Source organism: Methylorubrum pseudosasae (assembly GCF_029504475.1).
GTDB classification, from domain to species: domain Bacteria; phylum Pseudomonadota; class Alphaproteobacteria; order Rhizobiales; family Beijerinckiaceae; genus Methylobacterium; species Methylobacterium extorquens.
This window is the reverse complement of record NZ_JAQGDU010000002.1, coordinates 1,951,814-1,973,404: the sequence shown is the minus strand read 5'-3', so window position 1 is coordinate 1,973,404 and position 21,591 is coordinate 1,951,814. Positions and strand designations below refer to the sequence as shown.

Below are 21,591 nucleotides of genomic sequence, written 5' to 3'. Positions count from 1 at the left end.
GCGCGCTCGCGATATTTAGTGTGCTGCCAGATTGCCTGAGTGCCTTCACTCAAGCCGTGGCAGACCGAAAGAGCCGTTCAAAGACAATCAGATGTCGATCAGTTGCGCTCTCGCGATATGATTTTGCTGGATTGTCTGCATATTTGATTCGTAAAAAAAGCAATTTTGTCGCACTTTTAGTTTCATATCGAGGATTTGCCTTTTAATTTCTCAATAAAACGTCTATATTAATACATATTTTTATAATATAAGATGCTAAAAAAATAGTCATTGTGATAATGGCGAATTTGTCAAAAGCGTCGATCTCGAGAGCGATCACGCGGCGAACTGTGTCAAATACGGGCAATGCTACGATTAGCAAAATTACAGAAGTTCGTGGGTCATTGTATTTTTTCAGTACATTACGAAATTTGCTGATTTTGGACGGCGAAGTGCCTTCTGTGGCGCCAATTTTATCGGCCTGTTCTTTCGACCTGATGCTAAAAAGAATTAAAAGAAGTGCTATGCTTGATGCAATAAAGTATGCGTCCGGGATAAATCTACTTAAAATAAACAAAAATATAGCAATAAGAGCACTCAAATCTGAGGTAAAACTGAGTAGTATTTTTCGTCTGCAATTAATCATGAGGCTCGCGTGTCCCTGCCTGAGTTCGTTGGCGGTGTGCTAAATTGCTACCTAAATAAGCCGTAGGGAAATTTCGTAAACTACCGGTTGAAGATTGATTGATAATCCTGCCTAAGACGGCCAGGGCTCTAAGGTGCATCCCGGTATGTCTTAGTATGCTTCAAGTTGACCGAACTCGAATTTAGGCCGGCTCGTCCCGCAACTGCCGCCGGATGATCTTGCCGCTGGTCGTCATTGGCAGGGTGTCGCGAAACGCGAGCGCGCGCGGCACCTCGTGGGCGGAGAGCCGGGCCTTGGCGAAGGCGAGGATTTCGGCGGCCAGCGCGTCGGAGGGCGAGAAGCCCGCGCGCAGGGTGACGAAGGCCTTCACGGTCTCGGTGCGCAGCGGATCGGGCACGCCGACCGCAGCGGCGAGGGCCACCGCCGGATGGGCGCAGAGGCAGGCTTCGATCTCGGCCGGGCCGATTCGGTACGCGGCGGAGGTGATGAGATCGTCCTCGCGGCCGACAAAGCAGATGTAGCCGTCGGCGTCGCGCCGCGCCTGGTCGCCAGTCATCCACCAGCCGTCGCGAAATTTCTTGGCGGTCGCCTCGGGCTGGCGCCAGTAGCCGAGGAACAGCACCGGATCGGGGGCGCGCACGGCGATCTCGCCGGTCTCGTCCGCGTCCGCCTCGGTCCCGTCCTCGCGCAGGACCGCGACGCGGTGGCCGGGCACCGGCTTGCCCGTCGCGCCGGCCCGCGCCACGCCGATCCGAGCGCTGGAGGCGAGAACGAGGTTGCACTCGGTCTGGCCATAGGCCTCGCCGATGGTGAGGCCGAGGGCGTCCCGCGCCCAATCGAAGGTTTCGGCCCCGAGCGCCTCGCCGGCGGAGGCGATGTTGCGCAGGGCCGAGAGGTCGAATCTTTGGCGCGGATCGGCCACCCCGCGCAGCATGCGCAAAGCCGTCGGCGGCAGGAAGGCGTGGGTGACGCCGAGATCCGCCATCAGCCGGAACGCCGCCTCCGGCTCGAACCGGCCCGAGGCCTTCGCGACCACCGGCATGCCGAGCCGGAGGGACGGCACCAGCACGTTGAGCAGGCCCCCGGCCCAGGCCCAGTCGGAGGGCGTCCACATCAGCCCGGTTCCCTCGGGCGGGAAGCCGTGCATCACGCTCCAGCCCGGCAGGTGGCCGAGCAGGACCCGGTGGCCGTGCAGCGCCCCCTTGGCCAGGCCGGTCGTGCCGGAGGTGTAGATCATCAGGGCCGGATCGTCCGGCCCGGTCGCCCGCGTTGCGAACCCGTCCGGGGCGTTCTCCAGAGCCGCGAAGAAATCCTCCGCGGCCTCTCCTGCCCCATCGACCGAGAGGATCGTGACGAGATCCGGCAGGTCGGCGCGCAGCCGCCCCAGCTTGGCCAGCCCGGGCGCGTCGGTGACGACGGCGCAGGCGCCGGAATCGGCGAGGCGATGGCGCAGGGCCGCCTCACTGAACAAGCCGGCGAGCGGAAGTGCGATCGCCCCGAGCCGGTAGGCGGCAAAATGGGTCACCACCACCGCCACCGATTGCGGCAGCAGCACCGCCACCCGGTCGCCCGGCCCGACGCCGCGCGCGGCCAGCGCCGCCGCGAGCCGCAGCGAATCGGAGCGCAGGCGGCCGTAGCTCACCGGCTCGGGCCGGTCGTCGGGGCCGAGCACGAGGAGCGCGGTGCGGTCGGGCTCGCTCAGCGCCCAGCGGTCGCAGACATCGGCCGCGATGTTGTAGCGCTCCGGGATCTCCCAGCGGAAATCCCTGACGAGCGACGCGTAGCGATCGGCCCGCTCCGGCACGGCAGTTTCCTCGAACTTGCGGCGGCGCTCGGCCGGTGCCGCCTCTTCCTCCCGGGCGCGCTGCATCCGAGCGCGTCCGGGTGTCTCTCATCGGTCCCCGTGCAAGCCGGGACAATCCGCGTTCTGCACGCGGTCGCGCGCGCTCAGTCCTGGCGCTGCGGGAAGCCGCCGCGGAAGGCGAAATCGGTGATCGGGCGGCGGCCGTTCGGGCGCTCCTTGGCCCTCTGCTCCTCGCTCAGCTCCGCCCAGGGCGTGGCGCGTCCGATCCCGTAGGCCGCCTCGACCCGGTGATGCTCGGGGACGTTCAGCGCGGCGGGCGCCCGCTCCCGGTCGAAGCCGCCCATGCCGTGGACGTGCCAGCCCTGACGGTTGGCCTGGAGCGCGAAGGCGAGCGAGGCGGCGCCCGCATCGAGCGAGTGGCTGGCGGACGGCTTGAGTTCGTCGCCGACCTTCATCCGCTCGCTGGAGACGAGGAAGACGAGGGCGCCGGTGCCCTCGGCCCATTTCTGGTTGCCGGGCACGAGGAGGTCGAAGAACGTCTGCCATTCGGGGGTGCCACGCAGCGCGTAGAGGAAGCGCCAGGGCTGCGAATTGTAGGATGAGGGCGACCAGCGTGCCGCCTCGAACATCCGCAGCAACTCGGCCTCCGGCACCGCCTCCCCGGTGAAGACGCGCGGCGACCAGCGCTCGGCGAAGATCGGCTCGATGGCGTGGTCGGGCTCGCGGGTGGCGGGGCGGGTGGTCTCGTCGGTCACCGGGGGCGGTCTCCAGGCTGGCAGGGCTTTGGTGCGGCGCACGGTATGGCACCGCACAAGAGCGGGCTAGAGCGCATTCCGACGAAGTGGGAACCGGTTCGTCGAAAGAATGCGCCTCACAACAACGACCGAGAGACGCCGGCTTGATGCAATGGGGTCGGATACGGCTCTCGGGGGCGGCATTGCCGCGCTTGTCATGGCGCGCGAAAACAAGGTGGACCACATCGGCCGTGAACGACATCGGCGCGACGAGGATGCTCATGGGCGAAGCCGGCACGAACCCTCTCCTGCTGCGCGAGGACCGCGACGGCGTCGCCACCCTGACGCTCAACCGGCCGGGCGCCCGCAACGCGCTTTCCTTTGCCCTGCTCGAAGCGCTGCGCGCGACCTTCGCCGACCTTGCGGGGGACGACACGGTGCGGGCCGTGGTGCTGGCGGCGGAGGGCCCCGCCTTCTGCGCCGGCCACGACCTCAAGGAGATGACTGGTTACCGCAGCGACCCGGACCGTGGCGCGAAACGGTTCGAGACGCTGTTCGCGCTGTGCTCAGACGTGATGATGGCGATTCCTGCCCTGCCCCAGCCGGTGACCGCGGCGGTGGAGGGCGTCGCGACCGCGGCCGGTTGCCAGCTCGTCGCCTCCTGCGATCTGGCCATGGCGGGGGCGCAAGCGCGCTTCGCCACGCCGGGCGTGCAGATCGGCCTGTTCTGCTCGACGCCGATGGTGGCGCTCTCGCGCAACCTCTCGCGCAAGGCGGCGATGCGGATGCTGCTGACCGCCGACATGGCGGATGCGGCGGAGGCCCGGCGCCTCGGCCTTGTCAACGACGTGGTGGAGGCGGGCGGCGCTCTGGCCGCCGCGCAGGCGCTCGCCGCAGGGATCGCCGCGCGCAGCCCTGACACGGTGCGGGTCGGCAAGCGGGCCTTCTACGAGCAACTGGAAATGCCGCTGACGCAAGCCTACGCCCATGCCGGCCGGGTGATGACGGAGAACATGCTGGCGCGAGCGGCGGAAGACGGCATCGAGGCTTTCCTCGACCGCAAGAGTCACGGGTAGAATTACGGGAAGGACCTCGGCAAGGCGCAGTGAGGGGCGAACCGATCCGCGCTCCGCGCATTGCCTCCCCGCCGCCCTGAAGCCGTCACGTGACCCGGGCAAACGGACTGCCATGCTCCTCAGACGTCCCCCTCCGATCACCGCCGAGCCCGGTCCGAACACGAAAAAAATCGTGAGCTGGAACCTGCTGCGCCGCACCGGCGCGGCGGTGGATTGCCTCGTGGCGCTGATCGAGCAGGAGCGGCCGGACTTCCTGCTGATGCAGGAGGCGACGAAGGAGATCGCAGCGCTGACCAAGCGCGTCGGCGGGGTCTATGCCTGGGCGCAATTGCCCGGCCGCATCCACGGTCCGGCGATGTGGAGCCCGACGCCGTGGCCCAACCCGCCCGAGATCGTCACCCTGCCGCCGGGGGTGCTGATCGACCGGGTCTGCCAAGTGCTCGATACCGGTGAGTTCGGCGTCGCCAACGTGCATCTCTCGCACGGCCAGGTGCTGAACCGGCGTCAGTTGCGGCGGATCGAGAGCCACCTGCCGCCGCGCGCGGCGGTGCTCGGCGACTACAACATCGTCGGCCCGGCCCTGCTGCCGGGTTTTCGCGATGTCGGCCCCCGGCGGCCGACCCATGCCATGGTCGATGTGCTGCCGCTGCGGCTCGACCGCTGCCTCGTGCGCGGGCTTGTCTGCCATGAGCGCATGGTCCTGCCCCGCGGCCTCTCCGACCATCACCCGATCGTGGTGCACCTCTCGCCCGCGCCGGAGGGGGGCCCCTCGGTCGGCCGGCTCAGAGGTATGGCAGAAGCAGTCGGACGGCTGCGTCGCGCAGGCGCACGGGGAGCGAGCGGGCGTCGAGGTCGGCCAGGCGCAAAGGGGTCTGAAACTTCGTCGCAATGAAGGCTTCGAGCGCCCGGGCCAGCGCCACGTCGTAGACCTCCACGTTGAGCTCGAAGTTCAGGCGGAAGCTGCGCGAATCCCAGTTCGCGCTGCCGATGAAGCACCATTGCCCATCGACGGTCATCGCCTTCGAGTGATCGAAGGGTGGCTCGTCGATCCAGACCCGCACGCCGCTCTTCAGGAGCGGATCGATATGGCCGTGGGTCGCCCAATCGACGAAGCGGTGGTCGCTCTTGCGGGGGATGGCGATATCGACTGCGATCCCCCGCGCCGCCGCGAGGCTCAGCGCGTTCAGCACGAGTTCGTTGGGCAGGAAATAAGGGGTCGTCAGCCGGATCGACTCCTTCGCGCAGGCGATCGCCTGGAGCACCACGGTCGCGATCTTCTCGATGTCGGCGTCCGGGCCGGAGGTGACGACGCGGGCGGTGACCGTGCCAACCGGCGCCAGCCGCGGCAGCCACGCCTCGCCCTCCAGCTCCTCGTCGCTGACGAACAGCCAATCGGCGATGAAGGCCTGGGTCAGGTGCTCGACCACCGGGCCCTCGATCCGGAAATGCGTGTCGCGGATCGGAAAGTCCGGCTTCTCCGAGACCCGGTTGCCGTCGGCGATGTTGACCCCGCCGGTGAAGGCGACCCTCCCGTCGACGATCAGCAGCTTCTTGTGCGTGCGCAGGTTCAGGAACGGCATCCGCCAGGGCAGCACGGAGTGCATGAACAGGCCGGCCGGCACCCCGAGCCGGCGTAGATGCCGCCACGCGGCCGGGAAGAAATAGCCGCTGCCGATGCCGTCGAGGATCACGCGCACCTCGGCGCCGCGATCCTGCGCCGCCTTCAACGCCGCGCAGAACGCCCGGCCGGTGGCGTCGTCGCGAAAGATGTAACTCGACAGGGCGACGCTGCGGCGGGCCTCGCCGATCGCCGCCAGCATCGCCGGATAGGCCTCGTCGCCGTTGCGGAGGAGCTCGAACCGGTTGCCCGCCACCGTCGGCAGGCCGGTCACCGCCTGCACCGCCAAGTCGAGGGCGTGGTAGGCCTCGGGCACGTGAGCGGAGGGCTGCGGCGTCTCGTCGATGGTCTGCGAGGGGCGCCGCTTCAGCCGGCGGGCGCGCCGCTCCACCCGGTTGATGCCGAAGGTGAGGTAGAGCAGCGTGCCGAAGACCGGCGCCAGCCACGCCAGCCCGATCCAGCCGATCGCCGCGCCCACCACCCGCTTGCGCAGCAGCACGTGGACGCTGACGCCGAATGTGAGCACCAGGCCGATGGCCGCGACGATCTCGGTGCGGAGCGAGGCCGTCGTGCCGAGCCATCGAGTGAGGACTTCTTCCACCGGTCCGCCTGCTGCGCTGCCCTGTCCGGGAACGGCGGAGGAGATAAGCCAAGCCTGGTGTGACGAACAGGCAGCCCTCCACAAATCGCCGTTGCATGCTAGAACAAAGGTCGAACGGCGGGCGGAGCGGCCGGGGCCGGCCCCTGCCTCTTTTCGAAAGCCTTCACCATCTTGCCCTCAAGTGGTCGGTCACGACCGCAGAGCGTCAGGTTCAAACCGTCGAGCATGTCCGCCAGCGCCGCCCCCCGCGTCTTCACGATTCCCCCCGGTGCGCCGTTCCTGCCGACGCTGGCGGACGCGCTCGTGTCGGGCCGCCTCGTCGGCGCGGTCGGCGGCGATCCCTTCGCGCTCGCCTCGGTGACGCTCTACCTGCCGACGCAGCGCGCGGTGCGCGCGCTCTCGACCGTGCTGGCGCAACGCCTCGGCGGAGCGGCCCTGCTGCCGCGGATGATCCCGCTAGGCGAGGCCGACGAGGCGGAGCTCGACCTCTCGTCCAACACGCTGCTGGAGACGCCGGAGGACCTGCTCTACCCCTCGATCCCCGCGCTGGAGCGCCGGCTGATCCTGGCCCGGCTCGTCCAGAAATGGGCGGAGACGGTGGACCGCGAACTCCTGCCCATCGACGACGAGGTGCCCTTCCTCGTTCCGTCCTCCCCTGCCGACGCGGTGGCGCTCGCCGCCGACCTCGAAGGGCTGATGGATGCGCTCACCGTCGAGGGCCTGCCCTGGAGCGAGATCGCCGCGGCGGTGGAGGCCGAGCATTCGCGCTATTTCCGCCTCACCCTCGATTTCCTGAAGATCGCCGCCGAGCACTGGCCCGACATCCTCGCCGCCCGTTCGCTCGCCGACCCCACCGCCCGCGCCCGCCGCCTCGTGCTCGCGGAGGCCGACCGGCTGTTCCGCGAGCGGCCGGGCGATCCGGTGATCGTGGCCGGCTCCACCGGCTCGGTGCCGGCCACCGCTCGGCTAATCGCGGCAGTGGCCCGCCTGCCCCGCGGCGCGGTGGTGCTGCCGGGGCTCGACCTGCACCTCGACGCGGAGGGCTGGGAGGCGATCGACGGCGCCGGCGGCAAGCACGACGAGATCGCCCACGGCCATCCGCAGGCGATCCTTCGGGCGCTGACCGGACCGAGGGGCTTTGCCGTCGAGCGCCGGGATGTCGAGACGCTGGGGGATCTCTCACCCGAGGCAGTGGCGCGGGAAAAGCTGCTGTCGCAGGCCCTGCGCCCGGCCGAGACCACCGATGCCTGGGCCGGCCTCGACGCGGCCGAGCGGATGACCCTCGCGCGGGAGGGGATGGCGGGCCTCGCCGTGGTCGAGGCGGCGGACGAGCGCGAGGAGGCGCTGGTCGCCGCGCTCGCCCTGCGCGAGACGCTGGAGACGCCCGGCGCGACCGCGGCCCTCGTCACGCCCGACCGCGGACTGGCGCTACGCGTCTCGGCCGAACTCGCCCGCTGGGGCATCGCGGCCGAAGATTCGGCGGGCTTGAGCCTGGCGCGCTCGCAGGCCGGGCGCTTCGCCCGGCTCGTCGCCGAACTCGCCGCCGAGGTGGCGCCGGCCCGCGTCATCGCGCTTCTCGCCCACCCCTTCGTGCGGCTGGGGCTCACCCGCCGCGAGGTCGTGCGCGCGGCCGCGGCCCTCGAGATCGGCGGCCTGCGCGGCCCCGCCCCGATCCCGAAGAACAGCTTCGACGGAATGCGCGCCGCGGTGGCGCTGCAACGGAACGCCACCGAGCGGGTGCCGCGCGCCAAGAAGCGCCTAAAGCCGGTCGATTGGGATCTCGCCGAAGACATCCTGGACCGGCTGGAGATCGCGCTCGATGCGTTCCGCACCGACCTGCAGCCCGAGATCGGCAACCTCGTGGCGCTCGCCGCCGGGCACCGCGAGGCCTGCGAGCGGATGATGGGCGGGGCCGAAGAGGGTGACGCGGACGAGACCGACGATCCCTCCCTCGACACGCTCGACGGCCTGTTCGACGACCTCGAATCCGCTGAGCAGGAAGAGCTGCCGGGCCGGTTCTCCGACTACGCCGCCTTCTTCACCGCGCTTGCCCGCGACCGCACTGTCGCCTGCGCGCAGCGGAGCGCGCATCCGCGCCTGCGCATCCTCGGGCCGCTCGAAGCGCGCCTGCTCTCCGTCGATCGCATCGTGCTGGGCGGGCTCGACGAGACGGTCTGGCCGGTGCGCCAGACCACCGACGCCTTCCTCAACCGGCCGATGCGCGGAGATGTGGGCCTGAGCCCGCCCGAGCGGCGGATCGGACAGGCGGCCCACGACTTCGTGCAGGGGCTCGGCACCCATGACGCCGTGGTCACCCGCGCGGCCAAGCGCGAGGGCTCGCCGACGGTGCCGTCGCGCTTCCTCCAGCGCCTGCGTGCCTTCGGCGGTGATGCGGTCTGGGCCGACGCCATCGCCCGCGGCCAGCGCCTGCGCGGGCTCGCCGCGCGGCTCGATCGTGGCCAGGAGGCGCCGCCGCCGCGCCTCAAGCGCCCCGCGCCCAAGCCCGACCCGGCTCTGTTCCCGGAGCGCCTCAGCGTCACCGAGATCGAGACGCTGGTGCGCGATCCCTACTCGATCTACGCCCGGCATATCCTGGGCTTGGAGGCGCTGGAGCCGATCGCCGTGGTGCCGGGCGCGGCTGAGCGCGGCAGCCTGATCCACAAGGTCCTCGGCGATTTCTCCCAAGCTCATCCCGGCGCGCTGCCGGCGGACGCGGAAACCCTGCTCTACGCGATCGCCTTCGATGCCTTCGGTCCGCTGCAGGACCAGTACCCGGAACTCTATGCCGAGTGGTTTCCCCGCTACGAGCGCATGGCGGTCGCTTTCCTCGAATGGGAAGCGAGCCAGCGCCAGGGCTTGCACACGATCCACGCCGAGCGCTCGGGCAAGGTGACGATCCCCTTGGGCGAGCGAACCTTCACGCTCTCGGCCCGTGCCGACCGGATCGAGGCCCGCGCCGACGGCAGCTACTGCATCGTCGATTTCAAGACCGGCACGCCGCCGAGCAACCGCACCGTCTTTGCCGGTTTCTCGCCCCAGCTCACCCTGGAGGCGGCGATGCTGATGCACGGCGCCTTCGAGGGGCTGAAGGCCGCCTCCCCGCCGGACCTCCTCTACGTCTACGCCTCGGGTGGGCGCGAGCCGTTCCGGCCGATCCCGGTCAAGCCGCCGCCCGGCGATGCGCGGGCGGTGGAGGCCGTCGTCGAGGAGCATTGGCAGCGCCTGCGCGGATTGATCGCCCGCTACATGACCGGCGAGGCCGCCTACCTCTCGCGCCCCTATCCGCAATACGAGCGCGCTTACAACGAGTACGATCACCTCGCCCGCGTCCTCGAATGGTCGCTGGCCGGGCAAGGAGAAGCCGCGTGAACGCCCCGCTGACCGGCTTCACCGTCGATGACCTGACCAAGGCGGCCCAGCGCCGGGCCGCCGACCCGCGCCTCTCGGCCTGGGTCTCGGCCAATGCCGGCGCGGGCAAGACCAAGGTGCTCACCGACCGGGTGTTGCGCCTGCTCCTCGATGGGGCGCCGCCCGGCCGCATCCTCTGCCTCACCTTCACCAAGGCGGCGGCTGCCAACATGTCGATCCGCGTGTTCCAGCGCCTCGGCCGCTGGGTGACGCTGGACGATGCGGCGCTGACCGCCGAACTCACCGAACTCACCGGCGAGCGACCCGCCCGCGACACCCTGCGGCTGGCCCGCCGCCTGTTCGCCCGCGCCGTCGAGACGCCGGGCGGCCTCAAGATCGAGACGCTGCACGCTTTGTGCGAGCGGCTGCTGCACATGTTCCCGTTCGAGGCCAACGTGCCGGCCCGCTTCGTCGTGCTCGACGACAACCAGTCGCGCGAGGCGTTCGAGATCGAAACCGACAACGTGCTCGCCGACGCGATCCTCGGCGGCAACCAAGCGCTCTCCGATGCGCTCGCCGTGGTCGGCGCGGAGGCCTCTGGCGACACCCTGCGCGACGCGATCCGCTCGGCCATGCGGACGCGGGCCCTGTTCTCCGACCACCGCGCCCTGGAGCCGGCGCTCGCCCGCCTGCCGCGCGCCCTGGCGTTGCCGGACGGCGCCAGCATCGAGACCATCGAGGCGGAGATCCTAGAGGGCAGTAGCCTCGGTGACTGGCGCGAGATCGCGGGCCGGCTGCGCACCGGCAAGGCGACGGACGAGAAACTCGCCGACGGGCTCATGGAGGCGCATGCCGCCCTCGGCGCGGGCAAGGCGCTGGCGCCCTACCGCTCGGTCTTCTTCACCGACAAGGACGAGCCGCGGGCGGCCAAATCCTTCGGCACCAAGGCGGTGCCGGAGGACGTCAAGCAGGCGCTGCTCGATGAGCAGGCCCGGCTGATCCCGCTCTTCGACGCGCTACGGGCCGCCCGCGCGCTCGCCCGGACGCTGGGATTGTTTCGGCTCGCCGCCGAGATCCACCGCCGGGTCGAGGCGCAGAAGACGCGTCTCGGCGCCCTCGATTTCGACGACCTGATTCACAAGACCCTCGACCTGCTCTCGCGGGTCGGCGCCTCCTGGGTCCTGTACAAGCTCGACCGCGGCGTCGATCACGTCCTCGTTGACGAGGCGCAGGACACCAACCCGCAGCAATGGGAGATCCTGCGCACGCTCACCGCCGAGTTCGCGGCGGGCGAAGGCGCGCGCGGCCTCACCCGCACCCGCTTCGCCGTGGGCGATCCGAAGCAGTCGATCTACAGCTTCCAGGGCGCCGACCCGCGGGAATTCGAGCTGACCCGCCGCGCCTGGGGCCGGGCGGCGGAGGGCGCCGGGCACGATTTCGCCGATGTCAGCCTGCGGCTCTCGTTCCGCACCGCGAGCCATGTGCTCGCCGCGGTCGATGCCGTGTTCGGCGTGCCGGATCATTTCGCCGGCCTCTCCTTCGATGCGGGCGCGCCGGGCACCGTCCACGCCTCCGCCCGCGCCGGCGTGCCCGGCGCGGTCGAACTGTGGGGGATCGAGGAGCCCGCCGAAGCCGAGGAGCCCGATGCCTGGGCCGCCCCGGTCGATGCGCCCGAGCCCAACGCGCCGGCCATCGTCGTCGCCCGCCGTATCGCCCGGGCGGTGAAGACCTGGACGACGAAGGGCGATGCCTGCGGCCGGATCTGGCGGCCCGGCGACGTGCTGATCCTCGTGCGCAAGCGCTCGGCCGCGTTCGAGGAGGTGATCCGGGCGATGAAGGGGCTCGGCGTGCCGGTGGCGGGCCAGGACCGGCTGGAGGTCGCGGGCCACATCGCCGTGCTCGATCTCGTCGCGGTCGGCCGCGCCGGCCTGCTGCCCGCCGATGACCTGACGCTCGCCACCGCCCTCAAAACCCCGCTCGTCGGCCTCACCGACGACGACCTCACCCGCATCTGCGCCCGCCGCCCCTTCGCCGAGACGCTGGAAGACGCACTGACCCGCCACGCGGAGGCCGGCGACGGGGCGGCGATCCGCGGCCTTACGGCCCTGCGGCTCTGGATCCAGCTCGCGGCGGAGAACGGCCCGTTCGGCTTCTACGCCGCCCTGCTCGGCCCCCATGGCGGGCGCAGCCGGCTGGTGGCACGGCTCGGCGGCGAGGCGGGCGATGCCATCGACGTGTTCCTGGCCCAGGCTGCCGACGCCGAGAACGGGGGCGACGCTCCCTGCCTCGACGCCTTCCTCGCCGATTACATCGTCCGGCCCGGCCGCGGCCGAAGCGGCCTCTCGGTCAAGCGCGATCTGGAATCGGGCCGCAACGAGGTGCGGGTGATGACGGTTCACGGCGCCAAGGGCCTGGAGGCGCCGGTCGTCGTCGTCATCGACGGCTGCGAGCCGCTCGGCCGCAATGACCCGCCGCTGCTCGGCCTCGACTCCTCCGCCGACGGGCCGCTGCCGCCGGTCTGGACCGGCGGGCGCACGCAGGATTGCGCGGCGACGCTGGCCGCCCGCTCCGCCCTCCAGGCGCGGGCGCGGGAAGAGCATAACCGCCTGCTCTACGTCGCCATGACCCGGGCCGCCGACCACCTCGTCATCGCGCCCTATCGCGGCGCGACCCGGGAGACGCCGGCCTCGTGGTGCGAGATGGTCCGCATCGGCCTGGAGCGGGGGTTGGGGGACGGCGAAGCGGTCGAGACCGAGCACGGGCCGATCACGATCTGGCGCGACGGTTCGGCCGCCTCGCTCGCCGCCGCCGCGGCGGACACGGCCCCGCCGGAACCCGAGACGGTGCCGGACTGGCTGTTCTCGGCTGCCGCGCCGGAGGCTGAGGCCGCGCCGCCGCTGAGCCCCTCGGGCGCGCTCGGCGCGGCGGACGGGCAGCGCCAGCCCCGTCGGCGCCTCGGTGATGCCGAGGCCCGCCGCCGCGGCGCCCTGGTCCACTCGCTTCTCGAACACCTGCCGCGGATCGAGCCGGCCCGGCGGGCCGAAGCCGCCGAGCGCTTCGCCCGTGCCCGCGCGCCCACTCTGGAGGAGGCCAAGCGCAAGGATCTCGTCCGCGCGGTTCTGCGGCTGATCGAGGCGCCGGATCTCGCGCCGCTGTTCTCGGACCAGGCCCGGGCCGAGGTGGCGCTCTCGGGCCGGATCCTCGTCGAGGGGATCGAGCGCGACGTCACCGGCCGGATCGACCGGCTCGTCGTCGAGGACGGCCGGGTGCTCCTCTGCGACTTCAAGACCGGCCGCCCGCCCGCGGACGACGCGCCGCTGCCGGAGCGCGAGGCGGCTCAGGTTAGCCTCTACGCGCGGCTCGCCGCCGCGATCTGGCCCGAACACGCGATCGTGGCGCTGCTGGTCTGGACCTCGGGGCCGGTGGTGCGGCGGGTGGAGGGGGCTCTGCTCGGACAATGAGCGTTGCCCGATGATCGAGCACCATGAGCGGTACATTCCCTCTCCCCGCACAGCGGGGAGAGGGGGGAGCCTCGGCGAGACCCGTTCCGTCTGCCTCAGCTGCCCTTCTTCGGCGTCAGCTTGACGATCTGGCCGTCATCCTCGGTCACCGCGTAGACGGCGCCGTCGGGGCCGACCCGCACGTCGCGGACGCGGTGTTCCAGCGGGATGCGCTCCTCGGTGACGACCTTGTCGCCGTCGAGCTTGAGCGCAACGATCCCGGTGCTGACGAGGCCGCCGATAAGGAACTGGTTCTTCCAGGCCGGGAACGCGTCCTTGTCGTAGAGCGCCATGCCCGAGGGGCCGATCACCGGATCCCAGTAATAGACCGGCTGCACCGTGCCGCCGGCCTGGGTCTGGCCATCGCCGATCTTCTCGCCGGAATACTCGATGCCGTAGGTGACCACCGGCCAGCCGTAGTTGAGGCCGGGGCGCGGGCGGTTCAGCTCGTCGCCGCCGCGCGGCCCGTGCTCCACGGTCCAGAGACGGCCCTGGTTGTCCAGGGCGGCGGCCTGGACGTTGCGGTGGCCGTAGGACCAGATCTCGGGCTTGGCCTTCTCGCCGCCGGTGAAGGGGTTGTCCTTCGGGGCGTTGCCGTCGGTGTCGATGCGGAAGACCTTGCCGAGCCCGCTCGTCAGATCCTGCGCCTGCCCGCGGGTCTGCTTGTCGGAGCGCTCGCCCACGGTGACGAACAGCTTGCCGTCCGGCGCGAAGACGAGGCGCGAGCCGAAATGCTTGTCGCCGTCATAGGTCGGCATCTGGCGGAAGATGACCTTGACGTCGTCGAGCTTGGCCTTGCCATCGCTCTCGACTAGTTTGGCCTTGGCGACCGTGGTGCCGTTGCCCTTGTCGCGCGGCTCGCTGTAGCTGAAGTAGATCGTGCGATCCGCGGCGAAGCTCGGGCTCAGCGCGACGTCGAGAAGACCGCCCTGCCCCTTCGAATCGACCTTCGGCACGCCCGCCACCGGCTGGCCCACCGTGCCGTCCTTAGCGATCAGGCGGATCTTGCCGGCCTTCTCGGTCACGATCATGCGGCCGTCGGGCAGGAACTCCATCGCCCAGGGGCTTTCCAGGCCCTTGGCCACGACGGCGGTCTCGAACTCGGTCTTCTGCGCGGGCTCCGGCGCACGAGTCTGGTTGGGCAGAAGCGGCTTGTACTCGGTGTTCGGCGCTTCCTTCTCGGCGATCGATGTGCCGGCACTCGGCGCGGCCGGCGCCTGGAAGGACTCACCCTCGATGCGGGGCGAGCGCGACTCCTGTCCGGCCGGTTGCTGAGCGAAGGCTGGGGCATCGAGGCCGAGGGCCGCAACGGTGGCGAGCAAGAGGGAAAGGGTGCGCGTCACGTCGATTGATCCTTGTGCGGGTCGCCGATCTTGCTCGCCAAATGGGGCGCAGGTGGCCCACGGCGAGGGTTGGGCCGCGCGAGGAGACGGACTCGCCATGTGGTTCGTCGGGGGCAAGGTGCTGGACAAGGCCGCCGGCAAGCCGCTTGTGGGGGGATTGCGGGGACGAAGGCAGGCTTATCCATGTGGGTTCGGCGTGCCAGACCCGCGGCCGGGGCGGGATGCCTTGACCGGGCGGTCGGGCGTCGCCAATTCTCGCCTCACCGTGAGGCGCCGAACCCGCTCTCGGTGCCCTCTGCGCAGGGGCCCTCCATGCACCCGCGTGGGACCCGCGTGTCGAAAGGACCTACGATGGCGACCGTGAAAGTGACCGATGCGAGCTTCGAGCAGGACGTTCTGCAGTCCGCCGAGCCCGTCGTAGTGGATTTTTGGGCGGAGTGGTGCGGCCCCTGCCGGCAGATCGGCCCGGCGCTGGAAGAGATCTCCGCCGATCTCCAGGGCAAGGTGAAGATCGTCAAGGTCAATGTCGATGAGAACCCCGGCATCGCCTCGACCTACGGCATCCGCTCGATTCCGACCCTGATGATCTTCAAGGACGGCAAGCTCGCCAGCCAGAAGGTCGGCGCCGCCCCCAAGGGCGATCTCTCCCGCTGGATCCAGGCGAGCGCCTGACCCGACCCGAATTCGGGCCGAACGACCCGAGACAGCCCGGCCGCGAGGCCGGGCTTTTTTCATGCCTTCTTCGCTCGCGACAGGCCCCAAAACGCAAGAAGCCCGGCCTTGCGGCCGGGCTCCCTGGTTTCGAGACCCTGTTATTGAAGGTTCGGCTTAGTAGCTGCCGAACTTGTAGTTCAGGCCGGCGCGGACGACGGCGAACTCGGTGTCGTTGCGGCGCGAGGGGCCGGAAACGACGATCACGCCCGGGCTGGTCGTGCCGATGACGGCGCCGGCATTGTTCACCGCGAAGGCGCCGTTGAGGGCACCGCCGCCGCGATCGAGGTTCACGTACAGACCTTCGACCTTCAGCGTGACGGCCGAAGAGCGGAAGAAGTTCAGGAACGAGTCGGTCGGGAGAGCGTACTCGACACCACCGCCAGCAGCGTAGCCGGTGCGGAAGTCGTCGGAGGAGCTGTTCGGCAGGCCGAACTGACGGCCGCCGCCGGCGCCGTAGGCGAAGCCGCCGGTGCCGTAGAACAGGACGCGGTCGAAGGCGTAGCCGAGGCGACCACGGACGGTGCCGAAGAAGTCGAGGCTGGACAGGCCGTTCGGGTTGAACACCTGCTGAGCGGCGACGCCCGGGAAGGCCGGGTTGCTGTTCGCGACCGCGAACTGGTTCCGGTCACGGCCGAAATCGACGTACTGAGCGTCGGCCTCGATACCGATCACGACACCGGAGCCCGGGGTGAACTGGTAGTTGTAGCCGATCTGACCACCGCCGACGAAGCCGTCGCTGCGGCTGTTGCCGCCGAAGGCGATGACGGCGGTCTGGCCGGGACGCACGAGGCCGGTCAGGCTGTTCACGCCGACGACCGGAGCCGCACCGTTGTCATCGACGCCGAAGCCGTAGCCAGCGTTGAAACCGGCGTAGAAACCGGTCCAGGTGAACACCGGGATGGGCGTGAAGACCGGCGGCGGAGCAGCGCGGCGCGGCAGGTCGGCGGCGGAGGCCGCCGCGGTCAGCGCCGTGAAGGCGGCGAGAGAGGTGAGAAGCTTTTTCACTTGTTGATCCCCAGCAGAAACCCGATCGCCCACAAGCTAGACCATTTCCCTGGCCTGAGATGTAGCGAACAGGCCACACCCGGAGGGCCACAATCGACCCGCCGAGCGGTTACATCCGGTGCGCTGGAGGGCCGAAACCAGTTTTGCGTAAATCAGGCGATCAGGATGGGCCGATCGACGGGACGGCGCGCAGACGCCATCGCGTCGGTTGGATGATTCGACAGGTCACGGGCCGGACGACGGAAGGTCGATGAAGGTCTTTTGCCGCCCGGCGTGACGCGCGAATCGCTTCCGGCTCGTGCGGTTTGCCCAGCGATGGCCTTGCGGCGCGATTCTCTGCCCCTCGCGCCGCGCCCGTCGCATGTCCGCTTCGATCCGGCGGATGCGGTCAGACCGGGATCGTGCCGTTGGCTTCGAGCACGGCGCCCGCGAGATAAAGCGAACCGCAGATGAGGACCCGCGGCGGGCGCTCGAAGACCGTGTCCGACAGGGCCGCCAACGCCGCCTCGACGCTCGGAGCGACCTCGGCCGAGAGACCGACCTCACGGGCGATTTCCGCCACTTCCTCGGCGGGCCGCGCGGCCATCTGGCCGGTGATCGGCACCGCTACCAGCGAGCGGGCAAGGCCGACGAAGTTCTTCAGGAAGCCTTCGGCATCCTTGGTGCCGAGCAGCCCGACGATCAGGACCAGCGGCACGTCGCTGCGCTCGCCGAGATCGGCCATGGCGGCAGCGAGGATGCGCCCGCCATCGGCGTTGTGGCCGCCGTCGAGCCACAGCTCGGCGTCCTTGGGCATCCGCTCGGCGAGCGCCCCGCGCACGAGGCGCTGGAGCCGGCCCGGCCAATCGACGTTGCGCAGGCCGGCTTCGAGGGCGACCGTGCCGATGTCGCCGAAGCCCGCCGCGCGCAGGGCCGCGATGGCGGTGCCGGCATTGGTGAGCTGGTGGCGCCCGGCGAGGCGGGGGCGCGGCAGATCGAACAGGTCGATCTCGTCCTGGTAGACGAAGCGCCCGCTCTCCTCGTGCACGGAGAAATCCTGGTTGCCGATCCGCACCGGCACCGCGCCGATCCGCTCGGCCTGGCGGCAGAGGACGGCATCGGCCCCGGCATAATCCTGGGCGGCGATCACCGCCGGGCAGCCGCGCTTGAAGATGCCGGCCTTCTCCATCGCCACCGCCTCGACGGTGTCGCCGAGATATTCGGCATGGTCGCGCCCGATCGGGGTGACCACGGCGCAGGCCGGGTGGTCGATGACGTTGGTGGCATCGACCCGGCCGCCGAGGCCCACTTCCAGCAGCAGCACGTCGGCGGGGCATTCGGAAAACAGCAGCAGGGCGGCCGCAGTGGTGATCTCGAACACGGTGATCGGATCGCCCTTGTTGGCCGCCTCGCAGCGGGCGAAGGCGTCGGCGAGCCGGTCTTCGGCGACGTAGTGACCACCGCCGATGCCGCCGAGGCGGATGCGCTCATGGAAGCGCACGAGGTGGGGCGAGGTGTAGACGTGGGCGGCCAGGCCCCCTGCCTCCAGGATTGCCCGCATGAAGGCGATGGTCGAGCCCTTGCCGTTGGTGCCGGCGACGTGAATCACCGGCGGCAGCCGCCGCTCGGGATGATTCAAGGCCGCCAGCAGGCGCTGGATGCGCCCGAGCGACAGGTCGATCGTGCGCGGATGCAGGGCGAGGAAGCGCGCCATCAACGCGTCGGAGGATTCCATCTCGCGCGGAGACCTTCTGTCGCGGATTGAGTTCAGGCCGCGTTCGGCAGGGGTTCGGGGGTGGTCGGCTCGGGGGCGGTGCCGGGCTCGGGCGTCCGACGCACGTCCATCAGCAAGCCGCAGAGCCGGCTGATCGTTTCCTTGAGCTGATGCCGGTGGACGACCTGATCGACCATGCCGTGCTCGCGCAGATACTCCGCCCGCTGGAAGCCGTCGGGCAGCTTCTCGCGGATGGTTTGCTCGATGACGCGGGGGCCGGCAAAGCAGATCAGCGCGCCGGGCTCGGCCAGATGCACGTCGCCGAGCATGGCGTAGGAGGCGGTGACGCCGCCGGTGGTCGGGTTGGTCAGCACCACGATATAGGGCAGCCGCGCGGCCCGGAGCCGGCGCACGGCGACCGTGGTGCGGGGCATCTGCATAAGCGAGAGGATCCCCTCCTGCATCCGCGCGCCGCCGGAGGCCGCGAACAGCACGTAGGGGGTGCGCTTCTCGAGCGCGGTCTCGGCGCCGCGGACGAAGGCCTCGCCGCCGGCCATGCCGAGGGAGCCGGCCATGAAGCCGAATTCCTGAGCCGCGATCGTCATCGGCAGGCTGCCGACGCGACCGAAGCCGATCTTGAACGCGTCGGGCATCCCGGTCTTGGCCCGCGCCTCCTTGAGACGGTCGACGTAGCGCTTCTCGTCGCGGAACTTGAGCGGGTCGGCCGGCACCTCGGGCAGCGGCACGTCGATCCAGGTGCCCTCGTCGAACATCATCTTGAGACGCGCCGTGGCCGACATCTTGAGATGGTGTTCGGAGCCGGGAATGACCCAGTGGTTCTGCTCGACTTCCTTATGGAAGACCATCTGGCCCGTGTCGGGGCACTTGACCCAGAGGTTCTCCGGCGTCTCGCGCTTGAACAGCGTCTTGATCCGGGGCCGTACGACCTCCGAGATCCAGTTCATCGGCTCGACCATGGCGTCAGACTCCCTGTCCCAGCGCGTTCACTTGCCGCGTTCCCATGCCACATCGATATCGGATCGCCGCCGCCTCGATCCCAGGGGATCTCCCTGCTGAGCGGCTGCGGTCAGGACCCGGCCGGCGCCTTGGCGGCGCTGCGGACCCCCTGCGCCAGTTCGCGCACCAGGGAGGTGACCGCCTCCACCGTGCCGCTCCCGGCCCGGTCGCCGGGCTCGAGGCTGCGGGCCAGGGCATCGACGAGGGCCGAGCCCACCACCACGCCGTCGGCGCCGCGGGCGATCTCAGCCGCGTGCGCGCCGGTCTTCACGCCGAAGCCGACGACGACGGGCAGGTTCGTATGCGCCGTGATCCGGCTGACCGCCTGCGACACCCGGCCGAAATCGGGGGTCGCCGTGCCGGTCACGCCGGTGATCGACACGTAGTAGACGAAGCCCGCGGTGTTCGCGAGAACCGCCGGCAGGCGGGCCTCGTCCGTGGTCGGGGTCGCGAGGCGGATGAAGGCGAGCCCCTTTTCGAGCGCCGGGAGGCAGAGCTCCTCGTCCTCCTCCGGCGGCAGATCGACGACGATCAGACCGTCGATGCCGGCCGCCTGCGCATCCTCCAGGAAGTGGGGCACGCCGTAGGTATGGATCGGGTTGTAGTAGCCCATCAGAACCACGGGCGTCTGGTCGTCGCCCTCGCGGAAGCGGCGGACGAGCGCGAGGGTGCCGCGCAGATCCTGGCCCGCCTTCAGCGCCCGCAGACCCGCCGCCTGGATCGCCGGCCCGTCGGCCATGGGATCGGTGAAGGGCAGGCCGAACTCGACGATGTCGGCCCCCGCCTTCGGCAGAGCTTCGAGCACCTTGAGCGAGGTCTCCGGATCGGGATCGCCCGCCATCACATAGGTGACGAGGGCGGCACGTCCTTCCGCGCGGCAGCGGGCGAAGGCGGCATCGATGCGGGCGGTCATGGTTCTCGCTCCCGGCGGTAGGTCCGGCCTTGAGGCCCGGGGCACGGTTCCCCCGGAACCGGGCCGCCGCGCAGGGCCCGACTTCCCCGGCCAATTCCTCGGCCGGTTTCCCGGCCAAGTGGGGGCGCCTACACCATCCGCTCGCGTCCGTGAAGCGCGAGCGCGCTCGCCTTACGCCGTCGAGCCCGGCGCAGGACCAATGACACCGTCCAGCCAGTCGCGCAGCAGCAGGTGGGCGATGGCGGTGGCCGGCGGCACGGTCAGGCCCTCCGGGTGGTTGCCGGCGATCATCCGCGCCACGTCCGGGCGCGAGAACCAGCGCGCATCCTCCAGCTCGTCGGGATCGGTGCGGATGTCCTCCGAGACGGCCTCGGCCACGCAGCCGATCATCAGCGAGGCCGGGAACGGCCAGGGCTGCGAGGCGTGATAGGCGACGGCGCCGACCGCGACGCCGGTCTCCTCCCGGGTCTCGCGGCGCACGGCGTTCTCGACCGTCTCGCCGGGCTCGATGAAGCCGGCCAGGCAGGAATACATCCCCGGCTTGAAATGCGGGCCACGCCCCAGCAGGCAGGTCTCGCCCCGCCGCACGAGCATGATCGCCACGGGATCGGTGCGTGGGAAATGGTGCAGCCCGCAAGCCTCGCATTCCCGGCGGAAGCCGCCTGCGGCGATGGTGGTTGGGCTGCCGCAATTGGCGCAGAAGCGGTGCCGGGCATGCCAGGCCAACACCGATTTGGCGGTGGCGATGAGTCCCTGCTCCTCGCGGGCCACCGCGCCCTCGGTCGCGAGCGCCCGCAGGTCGAGGGCGCGGTGGCCGGGCTCGGGGAAGAGGAGGGCCGCCTCCCCCGGGACGGCGCCGGCGAAGACCGGCCGCCCCTCGACCCGTCCGAGGTAGATTTCGACGGCGCGTTCGCCGGCCCGGCCGGCCTCGTTCGGCGTAAGCAGGGCCGTGCCGGTCTCCGCCGGGGCGGCGCGCAGGATCACTGTCTCGCCCGCCATCAGCACGAGGCGGGCATCCGCTCCGGCATCCGTCAGGGCGGGGGCCGGGCCGAATTCGGCGGAGTGCCGTACGAGGCGGCTCGCGGCATAGGCGAGCGCATCCCGGCCGGGCGTGGTGGGCGAGCCTGTCATCCGGGGCGCCTCACGCGGCCATGAACAGGGCGGCGGCCCGTTCGAGCAGGGCGGCGCGGGCATGCGGCGGATAGGGCTTGCGCTCGCCGACGCCCCAGACCGGCCCCGGCCAGGCCGGATCCGAGCGGAACCGGGCCACGACGTGGATGTGAAGCTGCGCCACCACGTTGCCGAGGCTGGCGACGTTGACCTTGTCCGGCTGGGCGAGCGCCTGCATGACCCTGACCGCGATCCGCGTTTCCTCGAAGGCGAGGCTCGCATCCTCCGGCGTGAGGTCGGTGAGTTCGCTCAAGCCCGGCCGCCGCGGCACCAGAATCAGCCACGGGAAGCGTGCATCGTCCATCAGCAGGACGGAGCAGAGGGCGAGATCGCCCACGGCATGGGTGTCGGCGACGAGCCGCGGATCGAGGGGGAAGGCGTCGGTCATGCCGGGAATCTAGCGCGCTGGCCCGAAAAGTGGGGCCCGGTT

The 21,591-nt window shown here is 70.1% G+C and carries 15 protein-coding genes; 5 read left to right on the top strand and 10 right to left on the bottom strand.

Features of this window, described 5'->3' with window-relative positions:
• Positions 1-806 precede the first annotated feature (806 nt).
• Both M2437_RS10075 and M2437_RS10070 read right to left on the bottom strand, forming a co-directional pair.
• Complete coding sequence (locus M2437_RS10075) at positions 807-2,429, bottom strand: AMP-binding protein (RefSeq protein WP_373691182.1); 1,623 nt, start codon at positions 2,427-2,429, stop codon at positions 807-809.
• A 143-nt stretch (positions 2,430-2,572) separates the two neighbouring features.
• A complete protein-coding gene (locus M2437_RS10070; RefSeq protein ID WP_253387293.1) occupies positions 2,573-3,184 on the bottom strand; it encodes a nitroreductase family protein in 612 nt (203 codons plus the stop codon).
• A gap of 260 nt (positions 3,185-3,444) precedes the next feature.
• Between M2437_RS10070 and M2437_RS10065 the strand changes: the two genes are divergently transcribed.
• Both M2437_RS10065 and M2437_RS10060 read left to right on the top strand, forming a co-directional pair.
• Positions 3,445-4,239, top strand: coding sequence for an enoyl-CoA hydratase (locus M2437_RS10065; RefSeq protein WP_253387292.1), 795 nt, complete (start codon positions 3,445-3,447; stop codon positions 4,237-4,239).
• Between the two features lie 112 nt (positions 4,240-4,351).
• Positions 4,352-5,131 carry an endonuclease/exonuclease/phosphatase family protein gene (locus M2437_RS10060; RefSeq protein WP_253387291.1) on the top strand — a complete coding sequence of 260 codons (780 nt, stop codon included), beginning with the start codon at positions 4,352-4,354 and terminating at the stop codon, positions 5,129-5,131.
• Here M2437_RS10060 and M2437_RS10055 read toward each other — a convergent pair.
• Complete coding sequence (locus M2437_RS10055; RefSeq protein ID WP_015824525.1) at positions 5,022-6,458, bottom strand: phospholipase D-like domain-containing protein; 1,437 nt, start codon at positions 6,456-6,458, stop codon at positions 5,022-5,024. The two genes, M2437_RS10060 and M2437_RS10055, sit on opposite strands and share 110 nt — an antisense overlap.
• A 225-nt stretch (positions 6,459-6,683) precedes the next feature.
• Between M2437_RS10055 and addB the strand changes: the two genes are divergently transcribed.
• Both addB and addA read left to right on the top strand, forming a co-directional pair.
• On the top strand, positions 6,684-9,827 hold the full coding sequence (addB, locus tag M2437_RS10050) for a double-strand break repair protein AddB (RefSeq protein ID WP_253387290.1): 3,144 nt from the start codon (positions 6,684-6,686) through the stop codon (positions 9,825-9,827).
• Positions 9,824-13,267, top strand: a complete 3,444-nt coding sequence (addA, locus tag M2437_RS10045) for a double-strand break repair helicase AddA (RefSeq protein WP_253387289.1) — start codon at positions 9,824-9,826, stop codon at positions 13,265-13,267. Before addB ends, addA begins: the two co-directional genes overlap by 4 nt.
• Positions 13,268-13,362: 95 nt before the next feature.
• Here the strand turns inward: addA and M2437_RS10040 are convergent, their stop codons facing one another.
• On the bottom strand, positions 13,363-14,649 hold the full coding sequence (locus tag M2437_RS10040) for a PQQ-dependent sugar dehydrogenase (protein ID WP_003603561.1): 1,287 nt from the start codon (positions 14,647-14,649) through the stop codon (positions 13,363-13,365).
• A 351-nt stretch (positions 14,650-15,000) separates the two neighbouring features.
• Between M2437_RS10040 and trxA the strand changes: the two genes are divergently transcribed.
• On the top strand, positions 15,001-15,321 hold the full coding sequence (trxA, locus tag M2437_RS10035) for a thioredoxin (protein WP_003603560.1): 321 nt from the start codon (positions 15,001-15,003) through the stop codon (positions 15,319-15,321).
• Between the two features lie 156 nt (positions 15,322-15,477).
• On the opposite strand, the gene M2437_RS10030 is transcribed toward trxA, so the two are convergent.
• The 6 genes from M2437_RS10030 to M2437_RS10005 all read right to left on the bottom strand — a co-directional run bounded on the left by M2437_RS10030 (position 15,478) and on the right by M2437_RS10005 (position 21,549).
• On the bottom strand, positions 15,478-16,368 hold the full coding sequence (locus tag M2437_RS10030; RefSeq protein WP_003603559.1) for an outer membrane protein: 891 nt from the start codon (positions 16,366-16,368) through the stop codon (positions 15,478-15,480).
• A 388-nt stretch (positions 16,369-16,756) separates the two neighbouring features.
• Positions 16,757-18,082 carry a bifunctional folylpolyglutamate synthase/dihydrofolate synthase gene (locus M2437_RS10025; protein WP_056117419.1) on the bottom strand — a complete coding sequence of 442 codons (1,326 nt, stop codon included), beginning with the start codon at positions 18,080-18,082 and terminating at the stop codon, positions 16,757-16,759.
• Between the two features lie 32 nt (positions 18,083-18,114).
• Positions 18,115-19,038: an acetyl-CoA carboxylase, carboxyltransferase subunit beta gene (accD, locus tag M2437_RS10020; RefSeq protein WP_003603557.1), complete on the bottom strand. Its 924-nt coding sequence runs from the start codon at positions 19,036-19,038 to the stop codon at positions 18,115-18,117.
• 110 nt (positions 19,039-19,148) lie between these two features.
• A complete protein-coding gene (gene trpA / locus M2437_RS10015) occupies positions 19,149-19,991 on the bottom strand; it encodes a tryptophan synthase subunit alpha (RefSeq protein WP_253387288.1) in 843 nt (280 codons plus the stop codon).
• A gap of 171 nt (positions 19,992-20,162) precedes the next feature.
• Complete coding sequence (nudC, locus tag M2437_RS10010) at positions 20,163-21,122, bottom strand: NAD(+) diphosphatase (protein WP_253387287.1); 960 nt, start codon at positions 21,120-21,122, stop codon at positions 20,163-20,165.
• 10 nt (positions 21,123-21,132) lie between these two features.
• A complete protein-coding gene (locus M2437_RS10005; protein ID WP_253387286.1) occupies positions 21,133-21,549 on the bottom strand; it encodes an HIT domain-containing protein in 417 nt (138 codons plus the stop codon).
• Between the last annotated feature and the right edge of the window lie 42 nt (positions 21,550-21,591).

Bases quoted from the DNA above. Each gene is read 5' to 3' on its own strand.
- nudC (WP_253387287.1), bottom strand. From the start codon at position 21,122: ATGACAGGCTCGCCCACCACGCCCGGCCGGGATGCGCTCGCCTATGCC.
- M2437_RS10060 (WP_253387291.1), top strand. From the start codon at position 4,352: ATGCTCCTCAGACGTCCCCCTCCGATCACCGCCGAGCCCGGTCCGAAC.
- accD (WP_003603557.1), bottom strand. From the start codon at position 19,038: ATGGTCGAGCCGATGAACTGGATCTCGGAGGTCGTACGGCCCCGGATC.
- trpA (WP_253387288.1), bottom strand. From the start codon at position 19,991: ATGACCGCCCGCATCGATGCCGCCTTCGCCCGCTGCCGCGCGGAAGGA.
- trxA (WP_003603560.1), top strand. From the start codon at position 15,001: ATGGCGACCGTGAAAGTGACCGATGCGAGCTTCGAGCAGGACGTTCTG.
- addB (WP_253387290.1), top strand. From the start codon at position 6,684: ATGTCCGCCAGCGCCGCCCCCCGCGTCTTCACGATTCCCCCCGGTGCG.
- M2437_RS10025 (WP_056117419.1), bottom strand. From the start codon at position 18,082: ATGGAATCCTCCGACGCGTTGATGGCGCGCTTCCTCGCCCTGCATCCG.
- M2437_RS10065 (WP_253387292.1), top strand. From the start codon at position 3,445: ATGGGCGAAGCCGGCACGAACCCTCTCCTGCTGCGCGAGGACCGCGAC.
- M2437_RS10005 (WP_253387286.1), bottom strand. From the start codon at position 21,549: ATGACCGACGCCTTCCCCCTCGATCCGCGGCTCGTCGCCGACACCCAT.